Consider the following 17,503-nt stretch of genomic DNA (forward strand, 5'->3'; position numbering starts at 1 on the left):
CAATAAATTTGAAAAATTATGGAGGTTAATCAGACAAAGAAAGTTTTTCTAACTAGAATCAATATATTTGTCGCGCCGATTTAGATTCGAGAAATAATAATAAAGTTAGACCATTTATAACATTAAAGTTTGTGCTCAGATATTATGTAAAGTGTAGAAATTATTAATTATATATAGGGGACAGGAATGAAAAAGACTGCATTGATACTAATGATAATTACAATTGCATCAAAATTAATTGGATTTGGAAGAGAGATAGTACTAGCTTATTATTATGGTGCTTCTAGTATAAGTGATTCATACATAATTGCGTTTACAATACCTGGGGTCGTTTTTGCATTCGTTGGAAGTGGAATTTCTAATGCTTATATCCCAATGTATACGAAGCTAGAAACTGAAATAGGAGTATCAAAAGCGGATGATTATACAAACAATCTAGTTCATATACTCCTTATAGCAAGCGTTATTTTAGTTGGATTAGGCCTTGCTTTTACTGAACCCTTGGTACAAATCTTTGCATCAGGATTTGAAGGGGAAACTTTGAGATTAGCTGTTAGGTTTACTAAAGTAACTTTATTTGGTATGTTTTTCACAGGTTTAATATATGTATTTAATGCCTATTTACAAATTAAAGGAAACTACTTAATACCGGCATTGTCAGGGTTTCCTCTGAATTTAATTGTAGTTGTAGCGATTATTATAAGCTCAAAGGGACATATCATGGTATTGGCTTATGGTATACTAGCTTCAATAATGGCACAATTTATTATTTTAATACCATCTATAATGAAGACGGATTTCAAATATAAATTATTGTTGAATTTTAAAGATCCTGAGATAAAAAATATGCTATATTTGGCGTTACCAGTAATTATAGGTGTTGCTGTTAATGACATAAATGTTATTGTAGATAGAACTATAGCTTCAAGAATTTCAATAGGCGGAATTTCGTCTTTAAATTATGCACAAAGATTGAATGCATTTGTTCAAGGTACAATAGTCACATCTATAGGTACTGCCATGTATCCGTTAATATCAAAATTGGTTGTAAATCGAGACATGAAAGCTGTAAAAAAAGTAATTTCAGAAGCAATTTTGGGCACCACTCTACTCGTTTTGCCTTGTATGATTGGAGCAATGACTTTATCTGAGCCAATAATAGAAGTGCTTTTTGGAAGAGGTGCTTTTGATACTAAAGCTGTAATTCTGACTTCAAAAGCATTATTCTATTATTCAATAGGTATGATAGGGATTGGCTTGCGCGACATAATCTCAAGACCATTTTACGCTATGCAGGATACAAAAACTCCTATGATAAATGCTTCGATTGGGATGATAGTAAATATTATTTTGAATTTAATTTTGGCTTACTACATGGGGATTGCTGGACTCGCTTTAGCAACTAGTATTTCGTCTTTATTTATTGTAATTCTTTTACTAACAAGCCTAAGAAAAAAGATAGGCCCTTTTGGTGCTAAACAAATATCAATTTCAATCTTAAAAATTTTATTTTCTTCAATACTGATGGGTGTGATAACCAAGTTAGGATTTAATTACTTGATAACTGCTTTAAGCTTAAAAATAGCACTACTAGCATCAATCATGATTGGAGGTGTTTCATATTTTATTTTAATTCAATTTATGAAAATCCAAGAGATTGAAGTAATGGTGGATTTTATAATGAGGTTAGCCACCTCTAAAAATCCATAAAAAAACGCCACGTGAATTACATGTTATATTGAAGTTACCACTAACTCTCAATAGACAAGGATGAATTCATATGACGCAAGACCAGTTTAACACAGTCTCACGAAAAGAGACACACTTATCTTATCAAGAACGTTGTCACATTCAGATTCTCAAGAAAGAAGCCTATTCTCACCGCGCCATTGCTAAGTTATTAGGGCGATCCCCTCAAACCATTCATAATGAAGTGAAAAGAGGCACCATCACGCAACTGAAACGCCAAAAACAAAACGGTAAAACCTACGACTATACCTACACACTATATGATGCCGATGCCGGACAAGCTAATTATGAGCGTCAACGTCTTCACTGCGGTAGGCGACCTAAATGGGCGGATTCCAACGCCTTTATTGACTGGGCAGACGAAAAGATGCTTCAAGATAAATGGTCCCCCGATGTTGTCGTGGGTTTTGCTCGTGAACATCAGTTGTTTGACGCTGCGATTGTTCCTTGTACAACGACGTTATACCATTGGATCGATAGCGGTGTGATGAAAACTCGCAACTTGGATTTGTTAGAAAAGCTGTCGCGTCATACCAAGAAACGAACGACTAAAGCGCGTCGAAACAAACGTGTCTTAGGACCATCGATTGAAGATCGCCCAAAAGTAATCGAAACCAGAGAGCACTTTGGACACTGGGAAATTGATACAGTGATTGGCAGTCAAGCGGCCTGTGACCCTGTATTGTTGACATTAGTCGAACGTAAGACGCGCTATGAAGTCATTCTGAAACTCAAGAACAAAACGGCTCAGGCTGTGGATGAAGCGATGGATTCTCTGCGTCAACGCGCAGGTGATGCTTTCAATCAACTATTTAAAACGATCACATCAGATAATGGCTCGGAATTTGCGGGCCTGCATACCGCTTTACAGGATACACTCGACGTCTATTTTACGCACCCTTATGCTTCTTGGGAACGTGGAACGAGTGAGAATCAACATAAAATCATTCGTCGCTTTCTTCCTAAAGGACAACCACTCCAAGCATTATGCGAGGTAAAGTGCCTAAGGATTCAAAACTGGATGAATGATTATCCACGCAAGCTATTAGGCTATCAAACGCCTTATGAGTGTTTCGTGAGAGAATTTCACAAAGAACGCCAAGTGCAACCGAAGAATGAATCTGTTAGTGCTTGATACCGAGTCTCACTCGGCATGACTTGATTGCTGAGTAGCCGGCAAGTGCACGATCGACCAAGGGACTGCTCTACCTCAGCTTGTTATCAAGCACTGACGGGCAATAAAATAAGTTAAGTTAGTTGGTAACACACTAAAAAATAAAGTGGCTAACTTAAACTTGAAATTTTCGAGATTGAAGTAATTACATCTTTGATTAAAAAGAAATTAAAATAACTATTAATAAATTAAGCTTAATTAAAGATACATAGAAAGTGATTATTCCGCGCTCTCAGGACCACCAATATCCATATCGAGTCCACCAGGCCAACCGTTAAATTCACGTAATAACCAAACTAAATCCGCACATCGGGTCCACCTATCCATGGATCAAGTCCGCTTTTCGTGCCTCTTTTATGTATAGTTACTTTGGAAGTGTAATTACTTCTAACTATATATAAAGGAGGCTATTTTTATGGCTAGAAAAATCCCTGTGAAACTGGTAATGAAATATCGCGATCAAGGTTTATCGCGGAATATGATTGCGAAGACACAGAAAGTTGGAAAAAGTTCAGTGAGTGAGGTTTTTAAACGGGCTGAGGAGCTTCAACTATGTTACCAAGACATTGAGTCATTAACAGATATCGAAGCTTATCGTCGCTTCTTTCCAGAGCGTTATCAGTCGGAAATTTTGTATGACGCTCCTAATTATGATGACATTCATAAAGAACTTCAGCGCGTTGGTGTCACTTTAAAAATCCTATGGCAGGAATATGTTGACCGTTGTCGAACAAAAGAAAGTATCGCGGTTGGGTATTCAAAATTCTGTGATGATTATCAAAAGCACATTGCCAAGTATCGGTTGACGAATCATCTGACCCATAAACCAGGGGTAACGGTGCAGGTGGACTGGGGAGGCTCTACGATGCAGTTAGTCGATTTAAATACTGGAGAAGTTATTCCAGTCTATTTATTTGTAGGAACGTTACCATACAGTCAGTATACTTATGTAGAAGCGACATTGGATATGAAGAGTCATACGTGGCTCAAATGCCATGTCAATCTATTTGAATTTTTGGGTGGCACGCCGATCCGACTAGTTTGCGACAATCTCAAAGTAGGCGTAGTGAGTCATCCTAAAGAGGGAGATATTGTATTAAATGCACACTATGAAGCCCTAGCGAATCATTATGTGATGGCCATTATGCCAGCTCAAGTTCGAAAACCCAAACAAAAAGCAGCCGTTGAAGGTGCGGTAGGAAAAATTGCGACTGCTCTCATCGCTTCTCTACGCCATGAGACCTTTTCTTCTTTTGCGCTGTTGAAAGAAGCAATTCGAGAAAAGTTACTTATTTATAACGCGAGACCTTTCCAAAAACGCGAAGGGAGTCGTCAGCTTGTCTTCGAAGAAACTGAACGGGATAAACTTCGTCCACTGCCTTCGGTTCCTTATGAAATTGCGGACTGGGTCTATGGACGTAAGGTGAAATATGATTGTCATGTAACATTCCAAAAGAATAACTACTCGTGCCCCTATCAATACTTGAAGAAAACAGTTGATTTGAAGGTGACGAGCCACTTAGTCGAAATCTTCTATCAACATGAACGAATAGCGACACATAAGCGGTTTCCAGTTTATCAAGAATATGCATTCTCTACCTTACCTGAACATCTGCCAGATCAATTTAATCAACCAGAATGGAATGACCAACGGTTACTACGATGGGCAGAAAAAATCGGTCCTTTTACATGCAAAGTCATTACACGAATTTTTGAGAGTGTACAAATCAAAGAACAAGGGTATCAATCTGCTTTATCTGTCTTAAATCTATCTAAGAAATATTCGGATAATCATTTAAATAAAGCTTGCCAGATTGCGTTAGAGCGAGTTCATTCACCAAGATATCGTCAGTTGGATGCTATATTGACAAATCCAGTGAATAAATCACTATTTAATTCGATGGAGTTAGAAGCACCCGTTACTCGCATGGGATATGTTAGAGGTTCAGACTATTATGGAGGTAAACAACATGATTAATTCAGAAACCATACGTAAATTAAGACAATTAGACTTAGGAGAACTCGTTGCTGCTTTAGAGTTACAAGAAGCCGATATGGAGACACGCCATCTAACCTTCGATGACAGGTTTCAGATAGCGACAGATTACCTCTATCAAGAGAAATATAATCATCGAATCAAAGGAATCATACATCGTGCTAAACTACGAATCAAAGAAGCAGATTTAAGATCGATTCAATATGAGCATCGAGATATCAATCGCGAGATGCTTCAGGAGCTAGGTACTTGTAACTTTGTTAAGCACCATATGAATGTCATTTTTCAAGGTTTTACTGGTTCAGGTAAGACATACTTGAGCTGTGCACTTGCTAAAGAAGCATGTAAATTAGAAATTCGCACACGATATATAAGGTTACCTGATTTATTAATAGAGCGAGATGAAGCATCGTTCAAAGAACAAGGAGTGGCTAAACTCCTCAATAAATATTCTAATTACGGCCTGTTAGTGCTTGATGAATGGCTTCTTGACGATCTTTTGGACGAAGATCTCAAATTTATTTTTGAACTAATTGAACGACGCCACGATACTCACTCCACAATCTATTGTACACAATTTCGAAAAGCAGATTGGCATCAAAGATTAGGTGGTGGTATTCACGCCGATGCGATTATGGATCGAATTGTACATAAAGCCTTTTGGTACGATACTGGAAAGATGAATATGCGCGAATTTAATGCTCAAACAGAATAACAAATGAACCATAGCCACGCTAACTTGTTAGCGTGGCTACTTAAATGGACCTGATATGCGGACTAGTGGACTCGAAATGGCTATCAAAAGACTCGTCCTGCTGGAGAGGTGGACCTGAGAGCGCGGAATAATCAGAAAGCGAGGTGAACACAACCAATGAACATATTATTAACCGGCGGCCTAGGCTTTATCGGCAGCCATACAACCATAGAACTTATAAAAAATAACCATATCGTTATCATCGCTGATAATCTTATCAACTCAAAGATTGAAGTACTGGACAAGCTATCTACCATAACTGGCATCAAACCATCTTTCTATCAGATCGATGTAACTGATGAAGCAAAAGTAGAGGAAATCTTTTCTTCTCATAAAATCGATGGTGTGATTCACTTCGCTGGCCTTAAAGCTGTAGGTGAATCTGTTTCCAAGCCACTTGAGTATTACTATAATAATTTGGTAAGTACTATGGTACTTAGCAAGATGTGTGTGAAATATGGAGTGGGTAAATTTGTCTTCAGCTCATCTGCAACAGTGTATGGCGACCAGCCATCGCCTCTTAAAGAAGATATGGAACTTAAGATGACAACCAATCCTTACGGTGAAACCAAAGCCATGAGTGAAAGAATATTAACGGATACAGCCCATGCTAATGAATGGTTTGCTGTTAGTCTATTAAGATACTTCAATCCAGTAGGTGCTCATGAGAGTGGATTGATTGGAGAAGATCCTAATGGTATGCCAAATAATTTGATGCCTTTTGTGACGAAGGTTGCTAAAGGACAATTGGAGAAGTTAAGTGTATTCGGAAACGACTATGATACAATAGATGGGACAGGCGTCCGTGATTATATTCATGTAGTGGATCTTGCTAAAGGCCATGTAAAGGCTATTGAGAATCTTAAAGATGGAGTTAACACCTATAACCTGGGAACCGGCAGAGGAACTTCTGTTTTAGAACTTGTTAATGCTTTTATGAAGGTCAATAACATTGATGTTCCTTATGAGATTGTCGGAAGACGTCCGGGGGATATCGCGACCTGCTTCGCCGATGCTAGTAAAGCTGAAAGAGAGCTTGACTGGAAGGCTGAGCTTGGGATTGAAGAAATGGTCAGGGATGCTTGGAAGTTTGAGCAGAACAATAAGTAGATCAGTAGAATAAGTTGATTCCCTACTCCCCAAAACTCCCCAAGAAACTTTTCATCCACATAAGTAAATTTTGGGAATCTTATATGAGGCTTAGAAGCAACATTAGTTGATTAGGGTGATGGAGAGATGAGCAGCTATACAGAATAAACAGATAGGCAAATAGGCTGGTATCAAGATCGGTAGTGACATTGAGATCGGTAGTGACATTGAGATCGGTAGTGACGAGTGAGTGACCCTGCCTGATATGCATGACATTTACCAGACAGATAACCTTGATTAGTTTGACACCCAGATAAGCAGTGATGGTTACTTTTCAGATTAGCAGTGAAAGAGAACGGGCATTTTTAGTAGCAGAGATGTCCGTTTTTTCAGAAGATGAGTTTACAGAATATTGTATTAATAATAAATGAAAGGCGTGATTTAATGAATAAGGTATTAAACCTGGATGATTATTTTGTACAGAAAGGGATTGAAGAACTTCCTGGCAGCTTAAAAAATGTCTTGAGCAGAGTTGTAGAAGATATAGCGATGTTTGTCAAGATAGTTGTCGCAAATCTTGTTCGAAATCTTTCTCCGGATTTAGCCATACTTCCTTCGGTGAAGACCAGGTTCGGATTGATCTAGACCAACGCAGTGGATTTCTTTGCTTTGCCAACTCGTAGACCCTCTTTCTGTTTTCCAGAATTTTGTCCGAAATACCTGTGTGTGCCTGATGGGGCGTCACAAACCCAATCTTGCTGTGGTGATATTCAAAGCGATACCATCGAACGAAACTCAAACACCACTCCCTGGATGACTCCAGGGAAGAGAATCCGTTCACAGGATAGTCAGGCCGATACTTGCAGGTTCTGAACATGGACTCTGAATACGGATTATCATTGCTTACACGAGGTCTGCTTCTCGATGGTGTAATTCCAAGTTCGTATAGTGTATGGAGCATGGTGGCACCCTTCATCGGACTTCCGTTGTCAGAGTGGAGAATGAGTGGTTCGTGGTTTCTGCTGATTCCCTGAGCAAGAACAGCTTTCCGGATAAGGTGACTGGCATGTTCAGCTGACTCATCTTCCCATACTTCCCAGCCTACAATGTCACGGCTGAAGATATCGAGAATCAGGTATAGATAATAATACAGTCCCTTAATAGGACCTGAGAGATAGGTGATATCCCAGGTCCAGACCTGATTGGGGGCAGTAGCAACATAACTGGTTATAGTTCTTTTCGATGGCCTCTCGCTTCGACCTCTGTGCTTGATCTGATTCGCTGCGTGCATGACTCTGTAGAAAGTCGATTCTGATGCGATATAAATCCCTTTGTCTGCAAGATCCGGAATGATCTGACTTGGCGGTCTGTCGGCATACTCTGGCTGGTTTACAGTCTTCAGTATGCTCTCTCTTTCTTTCTCTGACAACTTGTTCTTAGGCTCAGGTCTTACGGCCAGAGGACGCTGATCCTCATCAGGTTCGTTGGGGCTTGTCCATCTCTGAAACGTCCTTGCAGAGATTCCAAGTTCATGGCAGGCCTTAGATTGTCTTGCTCCGGAGGCGACAGCCTCCTCTACCAGTTGAATAATGATTTCGCGATCTGAAGTACTGGTTAATCTTCCTCGTCGTCTGAGGCTCCCCAAATCGCTTCCGCTTTTTTTCGAAGCACCAGTAGAGCAGCTGTTTCAGCCAAGGCAGATTCTTTCCGCTGTAGTTCTTTCTTCAGTCTTCTCAGCTCTCGCTGAGTTACTTTATCCTGCTGCATCAGCTCTGCAATCTGCCCAGGAATATTCCCGTTCGCATTCATGCAATTCTCCTGCCAGAGCTTGACCTGTGCTTCATAGAGTCCGTTTTTTTTGCAGTACTCTGAGAGCTCAGCTTCATTAAGTTTCATGGTTTCTGTAACAATCAGAAATTTGTCCTGACTACTCCACTTATCTGATTTAGGATCTGATTCAGTCAGGGTATGTCCATTCACTCTAAGTTCCTGCTTCCATTTCTTTAAGGTCCCTTCTGGAATTCCTAGCGTTTCTCCGATCTTCTTCAATGGTGTGTTTTCTGGGGGGAGCATCATTCGTATTGCTGTTTCCTTAATTCTTCTTGTATAAGCCATATTATCGTCCTCCTGTTATCCTCATAGGATACTTTATTTTGTAGGGTACGACAACTATTCTGACACATAGGGGGCATGGTCTTTTCTATTTTTTGAGCCAAATCTTAAACTCTTCAAAATCATAAGTATTTGCTCTAACCATTTCAAGCTTTTCTTTTGCTTCTTGGTGCCAAAGGAAAAACTCCTGCTTTGTCATCTTTCCAGAGTTGATTCTTGCATAATGAGTTTTGTATGCTCTATCGTAAAACTTCAAAGATGAATCTTATTCTAATTTCTTCATGTAAGACCTTTTAGGGCCAACATCTGAACAAGTTCTATTATCCAGAGATTCTTCATCTGGATCAATAAGTCTACTGCAGTATTCAACATTCAGGTTTTTAACAACAAAATACCTACCGCAGTTTCTACATTTCTTCACTAAAGTCCGGTCTGTTAATGCTAAATTAGAATGGGCAAAGTGCCGATTTCTACTTGACGTTAACACGGTCTAGAATCATGTGATACACTTCTAAAAATAAGACTTCATAAAAGCTGTTTACTTCGTATTCTTCATAAATCTCTTCGAAATATCCTTGTTTGACACTTTCTACAATGCTTTGCAGTTCTTCTAAAGCTTCAGGATGAATATGCTCAGTTCCTGTGTTTGGCAAGTTAAAAATACAAGTTTTGGCAATGGAAAATGCAATTATTAATACAACCTGATGAACACTTTTAAAATACAACAAACAGTATTAAAGTACTGTGGAATAACGATTAAAGACCATATTATATTTGTTTGATTTATTGTTGACAGTTCAGCTATAAATTTTTAGAGTCATCAACACTAATAATAGTAATATTTACCTGAACTCTTTGGCACATCATTAAAAACATAGCCTAGAATCGTTGTTTTTAAGTTTTGAAGTGAGAGTATCGCTTCTTTTACTTTATCTTTACCTACAAAACCTTGTCTGATTACAAAGACTACTCCATCTACGAGTGTAGCTAAAACTTGTGGGTCTGTTACGGTCGTAACGGGAGGTGCATCAAAGATAATTAAATCAAAATGATTTTCTAAGGTAGTTAGAATCGAACGCATTTTAGCAGAACCGAGTAATTCAGATGGATTCGGCGGAATTGGCCCACTTGGCAAGAAATATAAGTTCAATTCTCTGCTGTATTGGACTACTTGATTGAACTTAACCGAATCATCTTCGTCTGCAATCAAAGTTGTCAAACCTTCTGTGTTATTTAGTTTAAACGTACGATGTACAGTAGGTTTTCTTAAGTCTGCGTCAATTAAAAGTACCTTTTTACCAGTTTGTGCCATGACATAGGCTAAATTAGCCGTTAACGTTGATTTTCCTTCATTAGGAATAGAGGAAGCTACTAATAATGATTTAACGTTCTTTTCTAATTGTGCAAAGTTTATATTTGTACGAATGGTTCTAAATTGTTCTGCTTGATTTGCTTTGGGATTCATGAAAGAGATTAAATGAGACGCTCTTTGTGTCGTCTTCTGAGCATTACGTTGCTTTTTCTTTGATGGGAACATTAATTATCTTCCTTTCTTTGTTGTTGCTCCAGTTAAAACCGCTTGCGCATATTCTTGCTCACTCAGTGATTCCAACTCACCTAACTTGACTAAACCAAATTGATGAAGGAAATTTTCATCCTTAACAGTTGTATCCAATAATTCTTTTAATAAAAGAATACCAACAGTTAACATAGCCCCTAGAATTGCACCAATAAGTGCACGTGTGGTAATACTTGTCGCAATTTTGTTTGGTTCGTATGAAGGAGCAGACAAGACGTAAACTGTTAAGATATCAGTATCATAAATTTCTGTGAGCGTCTCTTCAAAGTTGCGAATGGTGCTCTGAACAACGCTTTGTGCTAGTTCTGGTGAATCTAAAACGGCGATAATATCAAAAGTTTGAGCATTTTCTGTTTGGTTAACACTGATTGCATTCTTTAACTGAGAAGCGGTTAAGTTAGAATTAACATCATTCGCCACTTTTTCTAGCACCGATTTTCCGAGAATAATCTGACGATATGTATTGATCAAGCTAACGTTTGTTTGAATCTCACTATACTGAATCGTTTCATTCGCTGATTTTTGATTGACAATTAACTGGGCAGATGATTGATATTCTTCATCTTCAAGAAAATGAAAGCTAACCAATGATAAGATTGCGCCTAAACACATGGCTGCGATAATAAGCCATGCCCATTTTTTAAAGTACTGAAACATTTCGTGAAAACTTAGTGTATCTTCTTCAATGATTTCGTAATCCATAATAATAACCTCCAAGAGTAATAAAATTTAAACGCAAAGTTTATTTAATAATTTATATACAATTATAATAACAGACATTTAAATTAAAAAACAGCTAATAGTAAATAAAAATTACTGTAGTAGTTTGATTATTATTTTACCTATCGATAGAACGCTTCTTATTCCTATATGGTGTATGTTGAAGCTTAAAAGATAGAGGAGTAACTATTTAATTGTGAATATGTTCTGTATGAGATGATACAGCTCAATTTGCTGCTCAATTCATCTAAACTTAAAGGTTGAATAAACTAACCAACATGACAAGAAGAAGGAAGAGATATTTGCTAAAAATAAAAATGTTTCTATGCATTTTTAGAGTTGGACATTCGAGAAAGTATTCCGAGCGACGGCTCTTATTTAGAAATTAACTAATAGCATTCATAAAATGAGTGTGATAGACTGACTTTTCGAAAATGATTAGAATTTTTAAGCAGAAAGCTCTCATAAATACAGGTATTTTACATTAACTAAGCCTATAAGATGTCAACACGGATTTGTTTATATCATTCTTATCGGTCAGTCTGGCAGTCATCGTTTTTACAACGTATTCCTAAAGTCTACTTATCAATTCAATTATTTTGAATAGTCAGTAAATATCCATTAACGCCTATGTATAAGTGTGGTACAATAAGCACAATGAAATTGTGTAAGCTAGGAGGAATAGCGATGATTATTGATTTACATTCACACTTGATACCAGGCGTCGATGATGGCGCGGAAGATTTAGAGAAATCCTTAGAATTAGCCCGTCTTGCAGTTAGTGAAGGGGTAGAACATATGGTTCTGACACCGCACCATCGTAACGGACGCTATTTGAATCGTAAAGCAGATGTATTAGCTGCAGTTCAACAACTTAGAGAAGATTACAAAGCGGCTGGCATTCCGATGAGAGTTTATGCCTCACAAGAAATTCGCATCAATGAACAATTCTTTGATGACTTATATAACGATGATTTACTCCCCTTAGACGAATCAGGCCGTTATTACTTGATTGAATTCCCAACCGCAAGTATTCCAGATTATGCTTGGTCACTGATCAATGAGATGATCAATCAAGGCATTACACCGGTCATTGCACACCCTGAGCGGAACCATGTATTTGCTAAAGACATGAATCTATTACAGAAGTATATTGAAGCAGGCTGTGTATCTCAAATCACTTCTTCTTCTTATGTCGGATTATATGGCAGTAAGTTACAAGATATTTGTGATCAAATGATCGATTTAAACTTAGTTCATATTCTAGCTTCAGATGTCCATCATATGAAACATCGTCCAATCAACTTAGCCAAAGCTTTTGAAATATTAGGCAAGACTCATGGCCAAGAAACGGTCAATTACTTTAAAGAAAATGCCCGCGCGATTTTCAATGGTGATTCAGTTAAGGCACGTAAACCGCTGAAGAAACGTAAAAAGTTTCTAGGCTTGTTCTAATAAATTGTATAACTCATGGTGATTGTAGTCTCTAAGTTACTCGCAATCATCATGAGTTTCTTTTATACTACATTTGAATTAGGAGGTGACTTCATGAAGAAGTATTTGGGTAGTTTAATGTTCGGAGCAATTATAATGGCTTTCTTTTCTTTTGAGTATGAAGTGTATCTTCAATTACTATTGGCTGGCTTAACTTTAATTGGCTTAATTTGGGGTGTTGCAAGGGTGGAAATTAGGTTGAATGTTCTTATTCATCCGTATTCACTTATGATGGGAGCCTTGCTTATATGGTCCTTTTTATCGATAGTCTGGGTGGCTGATCGCTCCAGTTGGATTATTAGTAATGGTATATTAGCGGTGACCTTCATTTATGGCTTGAGTTTATCCTATTTAATACGAGAGAAAAGCTTTAGACGAGCATTATCTAATTTAATTATAGGGGTTATATTCGTCCATCATTTAGTGGGATGGTTCGAATTATTAACGCATCAGCAATACTTTTCTGCTGAAAAATGGAATTTTGTTTGGCAACGTCAATTACATAATCCGATGATTTTCTTCAGTAATATTAATGACTTTGCTTTATTTTGTTTTTTTGGATTGATATTTATTATGTGTTGGCATCCACTGGAAGACAAAATACGAGAAGTTGATGTAAAGTACTTTATTGGCTTTAAGACGTTAGAAAATTATTCTAAGACGAGATTTTTAGTATTAATGATATTTAAGGTATTGATGTCACTATCTGGTGTGTTATTAATTTACTTTGCGAATGCTCGCGGAATTTTACTTGCGGCTGCCTACTCATTTGTGTTCTATTTTATTTTACATATCAAGCATCGACTGCTTCGCAGATTGACAATAGTGGGAATTGGTATTCTTGCGGTAATGACCGTTCTAACCTTATATACGGATATTATGGCGAAACTTTGGGAGGATGGTTCGTTTGTCATTCGTTATAATCTGATTCGGAACGGTTGGAATCATTTAAAGAGTTCGAATTTCCTGGGCGTAGGTGCCGGGAATACCGAATATTATATGGAACATTTCAATTACCACTATACAGGTGGTTACCGGGTGATGCATAACTGGTGGATGGGAATGTTAGTTGAGTTTGGTGTCCCGTTCTTCTTATTGTATGGTTTATATCATGCACGCGTGTTTTTGACGTCTTATTACTGGAGTATCAAATACAACAGTCAAATGGGTAAGTGGATTGCGACTTGGTTATTAGGTTTTATTGTCGCTGGTTTTATTCCCAACACTTTATTTAATTTCGTTTGGTTCTGGTTCATTCATAACTTTGTCTTTGTCTGGTTTGAATACCGGGCGAGTGCAACAGAGTTTGAAGGTAAGCAGGCGGATTTAGATCTTGGCTTGAAGAAACAGTTGAACCGATTAAGTAACTGGCTAGAAGTAACGTTTGTAGGAAAGATAAGTGAATAGATTGTATTGGCTCTTGCGGATAGGCAAGGGCGTTTTTTTATCGTCACTTTGAAAGAGGCGTTTCAGTCACTTTAGCCTTCACGATTTGAATTAAATAAGTGAGTATCCTATAATGCATGGAACGCTAATGTGTTAAAAATAATGACGACGATATAAAGAGGTGATGGGAATGGAGAATAAGAATCTTTTATTAAAGACGGGCTTACTTGCTGGTCGAATTATGATGGAATCTGGCTCAGAGGCTTATCGGGTGGAAGATACCATGCAAAGGATTGCTCAAAACAGTAAGAAGTTGGATACAGAAAGTTATGTCACCGCAACGGGGATATTCATGAGTATTAACGATGAATCAACCTCCCAGATGACACAAGCGCGTAACCGCTCCATAAATTTAGAAAAGATTGATGCGACCAATCGCTATTCACGAGAATATGCGGCTGGCAATATTACTTTAATCGAATTATATGAAGCCTTACAGTCAGTGGATTCGCAAACACCTGAATTCAATAAACACTACCGGATGATCGCCGCCGGTGTCGCGAGTTTTTCTTTAATGTTACTATTAGGGGGAACTTATGGCGATGTTATCACTGCATTTATTATTGGTTCGATCGGCTACTTTATGTCGAATCGTATTTATCACCGGACACAGATGAAATTTATAAATGATTTAATAGCTTCTTTTATCATCAGTATGTTGTCAGTCTTCAGTTACCGAGTGGGACTTGCGACAAATTTGGATAGTTTGATTATCGGGGGGATTATGCCACTTGTACCCGGACTGGCAATTACGGCGGGAATGCGAGATTTATTTGAAGGTCATTTGTTGACCGGGATTGTTCGTCTGGTTGAGGCAATACTGATTTCATTAGTCATTGGGATCGGGATTGCCTTGACACTGCAATGGTTTTCTTAAGAGGAGGGGTATAGTGGAATTAATCGAACAAATTGTCTTTAGTTTCTTCGCAAGTATTGCCTTTGGCATTATTCTTAATAGCCCTCGAAGAGGCATCTTCTATTGTGGACTAGCCGGATCAATGGGCTGGGTCAGTTTCTGGGGAGTGAATCGATTAGTTGGAGATTTAGCCATCGCAAACTTTATCGGTTCTGTTGTCATCGGCTTAATCTGTATTTACCTCTCGCGTAAATTAAGACTGCCAGTCATCACATTGAATACGCCAGCCATTGTACCATTGGTACCTGGTGGTGCCGCTTATATGGCGGTACGTTCGGCTGTTGAAGAGAATTATGTTCAAGGAGCAAACTATATGATGGATGTCGTCTGGACCGCAGGAGCTATAGTCCTTGGTTTTATGGTCGTTAAATTAATTGAGAATGGGATTAAGGCCAGCCAGATGAAGAGGTTAGGCTAATCATTTTTTTGAAAAGGGTAGTGGGCGATAGTTATCTAATACGATCCTTTGTCACTTCTCAACTTTGACGATTTGCTGGCATTTAAGAGTGATAAGAAAGGAAGTCAATAGCAGGTGGCCTATCCCACTTAGCTATTGACTTTTTTGGTGTCAAAGACGTATTGAATCGTCACGTTGCTTAGCATCGTTAGTTATTTTTGGCTGGTATGTTTTCTATCGGTTTTAAATCGATACCAATATAATAAAAGAATGGCTAGCATGACAAAAGCGGCAAAGTATAAATAGCTCACAAGAATAGTTGATACCTTGGCTATTGAGGAAGCAATTATTGGGAAAAGACTCATCCCAATGGCATAAATGGCTTGGAAAACGCCCATTGCGGTTGATTGCCTTTCTTCATCCACTTCTGACATTGCTTCGCTGTTTAAATAGGTGAAGCACAAGCCCGTAGTAATGCCAGGTAAAATTTGTAAGACTAACGCTAGAAAAACCGAATTTACTTGTGAGTATAAGACAAGATAAATAATTAAACAAGTAAGGGAGAAAATGATTGACTTAATGCGATTGACTTGGCGTAATAAGTCGTGTTTAGCCAGCCAAGAAAAGAAGACAGAAGCACTCATGTAGATCACCGACGATAGGCCAATAAAGAAATCATTGGCACCCATACTTTTAATGATTTGGTTTGAGTAGGACATGGTGGTTGTCATCTGGATGCCTTGTTGTACGAGCGCAATTAATGAAAAGAAAAGTAGTTTTCTATTCAAGGCAATACTTAGGATATATAAGGGGTTTTTATGAGTGCTTGGTTTGATATGCTTAGAAGTTACAAAGTCTTTAACATAAAACAATAAGACACAAGCGAGGGTACCAGCAAAGATGCCTGCTACAGCCATGCCTGGCATACCTAGCGCTTTGAAGAGTGTGCTACTATAAATAAAGGCAGTATGGGGTTGGACAGCAATTGAATTATTTGAGTTCTGGGTAAAACCTATTCTCGTGATGTGGGGGGCGTTTTTTTCGATTTCTTTTAGCTGATTAAGTAATGAAGCTGTTTCTCCACTACGAGAAATACAAATAATATGAGTGAGATTACTTAAATTATAGTCGATTATTTTATTAGAATCAGACGCAGTCAGTTGAATGCAACGGATTCCTTTTGTCAGCATTTTCTTATATAAATACTCTCCAATAATGGCCGAATAACCATTCGCGATAATCGCAATAGATGGTGAGGTCTCTAGTGATGTTTTCAATGATTGGAGTGCGTCTTTGTTTAAGTTAATCATCGAATGAATATCATTGGCAAGATGAAGTGACGCAGCTTCATCGATAGCCGCCATAGCACTGTCATGATGATTATTTGCTAGGTAATAGGTTAGTTCTTTATAGCCTGAAAATCCAAGCTTTTTAGAAAGTCTGAAAACAGATGAAGTGGAAGTGAAATTATCTTCCGCTACCTTCTGAATACGAATATCTAACACATGGTGACTATTGTCTTCTAGATAGTCTAGTATCTGCTGTTCAGTCTCATTCAGTTTGATTCCTTTTATAATTTTATGGATGCTCATAGGTGACTCCTTTTTATAGTGTATGGTTGATTGAATAAATTTATCCAGTGATATCTTGTGTTCATTTTACATAAAACTCTGACAGAATAAAATGATGAAAGCGACTCAGCCAGAAAGCAAAGGGGAATATTCTGACAACGATTAACCTAACGTTAAAGAATAAGTATCCTCAATTGCATCTCATTGAACTAAATAAATTTTTTCTTTTATTAACCCTGACTAATATCGCCGTGACAATGGAATGAATACTTTAAGTGACTCGTCTATAGAATTTACTCTCTTATAAGTTGCATGAGTTTTATTGGAAAATCTGGACTTTGAAGAACAAAGGATGGATAGAGCCAGCACAAAGAACTCGATACACCGACTGTTAGGTCAGTTTGTATCGAGTGATTAATTTTATGGAGAATGCTTCTATGATTTTCTGCTTGATAACCTATCTTTTGCCATTTCTTAACACTCATTTAAACCTGAAATATTACCCC

The 17,503-nt window shown here is 37.9% G+C and carries 17 protein-coding genes; 10 read left to right on the forward strand and 7 right to left on the reverse strand.

Going from position 1 to position 17,503, the window contains the following annotated elements:
- The first annotated feature begins 186 nt into the window (after window positions 1-186).
- The 6 genes from murJ to ACTQ5J_RS07095 all read left to right on the forward strand — a co-directional run bounded on the left by murJ (window position 187) and on the right by ACTQ5J_RS07095 (window position 7,407).
- Window positions 187-1,710: a murein biosynthesis integral membrane protein MurJ gene (gene murJ, locus ACTQ5J_RS07070; protein WP_441751856.1), complete on the forward strand. Its 1,524-nt coding sequence runs from the start codon at window positions 187-189 to the stop codon at window positions 1,708-1,710.
- Window positions 1,711-1,780: 70 nt separating this feature from the next.
- Window positions 1,781-2,884, forward strand: a complete 1,104-nt coding sequence (locus ACTQ5J_RS07075; protein WP_441751858.1) for an IS30 family transposase — start codon at window positions 1,781-1,783, stop codon at window positions 2,882-2,884.
- A 454-nt stretch (window positions 2,885-3,338) separates the two neighbouring features.
- Window positions 3,339-4,901 carry an IS21 family transposase gene (gene istA, locus ACTQ5J_RS07080; RefSeq protein ID WP_441751859.1) on the forward strand — a complete coding sequence of 521 codons (1,563 nt, stop codon included), beginning with the start codon at window positions 3,339-3,341 and terminating at the stop codon, window positions 4,899-4,901.
- On the forward strand, window positions 4,894-5,634 hold the full coding sequence (locus ACTQ5J_RS07085; protein WP_153864017.1) for an ATP-binding protein: 741 nt from the start codon (window positions 4,894-4,896) through the stop codon (window positions 5,632-5,634). Before istA ends, ACTQ5J_RS07085 begins: the two co-directional genes overlap by 8 nt.
- Window positions 5,635-5,790: 156 nt before the next feature.
- On the forward strand, window positions 5,791-6,783 hold the full coding sequence (gene galE, locus ACTQ5J_RS07090; protein ID WP_441751861.1) for a UDP-glucose 4-epimerase GalE: 993 nt from the start codon (window positions 5,791-5,793) through the stop codon (window positions 6,781-6,783).
- A 423-nt stretch (window positions 6,784-7,206) separates the two neighbouring features.
- Window positions 7,207-7,407, forward strand: a complete 201-nt coding sequence (locus ACTQ5J_RS07095) for a hypothetical protein (RefSeq protein WP_441752297.1) — start codon at window positions 7,207-7,209, stop codon at window positions 7,405-7,407.
- Here ACTQ5J_RS07095 and ACTQ5J_RS07100 read toward each other — a convergent pair.
- The 6 genes from ACTQ5J_RS07100 to ACTQ5J_RS07125 form a co-directional block, all read right to left on the reverse strand.
- Complete coding sequence (locus ACTQ5J_RS07100; protein WP_441751863.1) at window positions 7,319-8,407, reverse strand: IS3 family transposase; 1,089 nt, start codon at window positions 8,405-8,407, stop codon at window positions 7,319-7,321. The genes ACTQ5J_RS07095 and ACTQ5J_RS07100 overlap by 89 nt on opposite strands.
- On the reverse strand, window positions 8,377-8,877 hold the full coding sequence (locus ACTQ5J_RS07105; RefSeq protein WP_441751865.1) for a hypothetical protein: 501 nt from the start codon (window positions 8,875-8,877) through the stop codon (window positions 8,377-8,379). The genes ACTQ5J_RS07100 and ACTQ5J_RS07105 overlap by 31 nt, the downstream gene beginning before the upstream one ends.
- Window positions 8,878-9,139: 262 nt before the next feature.
- Window positions 9,140-9,361 carry a DUF6076 domain-containing protein gene (locus tag ACTQ5J_RS07110; RefSeq protein ID WP_441751867.1) on the reverse strand — a complete coding sequence of 74 codons (222 nt, stop codon included), beginning with the start codon at window positions 9,359-9,361 and terminating at the stop codon, window positions 9,140-9,142.
- Window positions 9,345-9,527 carry a hypothetical protein gene (locus tag ACTQ5J_RS07115; RefSeq protein WP_441751868.1) on the reverse strand — a complete coding sequence of 61 codons (183 nt, stop codon included), beginning with the start codon at window positions 9,525-9,527 and terminating at the stop codon, window positions 9,345-9,347. The genes ACTQ5J_RS07110 and ACTQ5J_RS07115 overlap by 17 nt, the downstream gene beginning before the upstream one ends.
- Window positions 9,528-9,700: 173 nt before the next feature.
- Window positions 9,701-10,411: a CpsD/CapB family tyrosine-protein kinase gene (locus tag ACTQ5J_RS07120; RefSeq protein ID WP_441751870.1), complete on the reverse strand. Its 711-nt coding sequence runs from the start codon at window positions 10,409-10,411 to the stop codon at window positions 9,701-9,703.
- Between the two features lie 3 nt (window positions 10,412-10,414).
- The gene (locus ACTQ5J_RS07125; RefSeq protein ID WP_441751872.1) at window positions 10,415-11,155 is read right to left on the reverse strand and encodes a YveK family protein; all 741 of its coding nucleotides are present in this window, start codon (window positions 11,153-11,155) and stop codon (window positions 10,415-10,417) included.
- Between the two features lie 705 nt (window positions 11,156-11,860).
- Here ACTQ5J_RS07125 and ACTQ5J_RS07130 point away from each other — a divergent pair.
- From ACTQ5J_RS07130 to ACTQ5J_RS07145, 4 genes are all read left to right on the forward strand, one after another.
- Entirely contained in the window at window positions 11,861-12,628 is a 768-nt protein-coding gene (locus tag ACTQ5J_RS07130) for a tyrosine-protein phosphatase (protein ID WP_441751873.1), read from the forward strand.
- Window positions 12,629-12,721: 93 nt separating this feature from the next.
- Complete coding sequence (locus ACTQ5J_RS07135) at window positions 12,722-14,074, forward strand: O-antigen ligase family protein (RefSeq protein WP_441751875.1); 1,353 nt, start codon at window positions 12,722-12,724, stop codon at window positions 14,072-14,074.
- A gap of 169 nt (window positions 14,075-14,243) precedes the next feature.
- Window positions 14,244-14,990, forward strand: a complete 747-nt coding sequence (locus tag ACTQ5J_RS07140) for a threonine/serine exporter family protein (protein ID WP_441751876.1) — start codon at window positions 14,244-14,246, stop codon at window positions 14,988-14,990.
- 13 nt (window positions 14,991-15,003) lie between these two features.
- A complete protein-coding gene (locus tag ACTQ5J_RS07145; protein WP_441751878.1) occupies window positions 15,004-15,447 on the forward strand; it encodes a threonine/serine exporter family protein in 444 nt (147 codons plus the stop codon).
- A gap of 191 nt (window positions 15,448-15,638) precedes the next feature.
- Here ACTQ5J_RS07145 and ACTQ5J_RS07150 read toward each other — a convergent pair whose 3' ends face one another.
- Complete coding sequence (locus ACTQ5J_RS07150; protein ID WP_441751879.1) at window positions 15,639-17,018, reverse strand: MFS transporter; 1,380 nt, start codon at window positions 17,016-17,018, stop codon at window positions 15,639-15,641.
- Window positions 17,019-17,503: the final 485 nt, after the last annotated feature.

The organism is Fundicoccus sp. Sow4_F4 (assembly GCF_052116145.1).
Lineage (GTDB): Bacteria > Bacillota > Bacilli > Lactobacillales > Aerococcaceae > Fundicoccus.

Coding starts and splice junctions, on each gene's coding strand:
- murJ (WP_441751856.1), top strand. CDS start 187: ATGAAAAAGACTGCATTGATACTAATGATAATTACAATTGCATCAAAA.
- ACTQ5J_RS07075 (WP_441751858.1), top strand. CDS start 1,781: ATGACGCAAGACCAGTTTAACACAGTCTCACGAAAAGAGACACACTTA.
- istA (WP_441751859.1), top strand. CDS start 3,339: ATGGCTAGAAAAATCCCTGTGAAACTGGTAATGAAATATCGCGATCAA.
- ACTQ5J_RS07085 (WP_153864017.1), top strand. CDS start 4,894: ATGATTAATTCAGAAACCATACGTAAATTAAGACAATTAGACTTAGGA.
- galE (WP_441751861.1), top strand. CDS start 5,791: ATGAACATATTATTAACCGGCGGCCTAGGCTTTATCGGCAGCCATACA.
- ACTQ5J_RS07095 (WP_441752297.1), top strand. CDS start 7,207: ATGAATAAGGTATTAAACCTGGATGATTATTTTGTACAGAAAGGGATT.
- ACTQ5J_RS07105 (WP_441751865.1), bottom strand. CDS start 8,877: ATGGCTTATACAAGAAGAATTAAGGAAACAGCAATACGAATGATGCTC.
- ACTQ5J_RS07120 (WP_441751870.1), bottom strand. CDS start 10,411: ATGTTCCCATCAAAGAAAAAGCAACGTAATGCTCAGAAGACGACACAA.
- ACTQ5J_RS07125 (WP_441751872.1), bottom strand. CDS start 11,155: ATGGATTACGAAATCATTGAAGAAGATACACTAAGTTTTCACGAAATG.
- ACTQ5J_RS07130 (WP_441751873.1), top strand. CDS start 11,861: ATGATTATTGATTTACATTCACACTTGATACCAGGCGTCGATGATGGC.
- ACTQ5J_RS07135 (WP_441751875.1), top strand. CDS start 12,722: ATGAAGAAGTATTTGGGTAGTTTAATGTTCGGAGCAATTATAATGGCT.
- ACTQ5J_RS07140 (WP_441751876.1), top strand. CDS start 14,244: ATGGAGAATAAGAATCTTTTATTAAAGACGGGCTTACTTGCTGGTCGA.
- ACTQ5J_RS07150 (WP_441751879.1), bottom strand. CDS start 17,018: ATGAGCATCCATAAAATTATAAAAGGAATCAAACTGAATGAGACTGAA.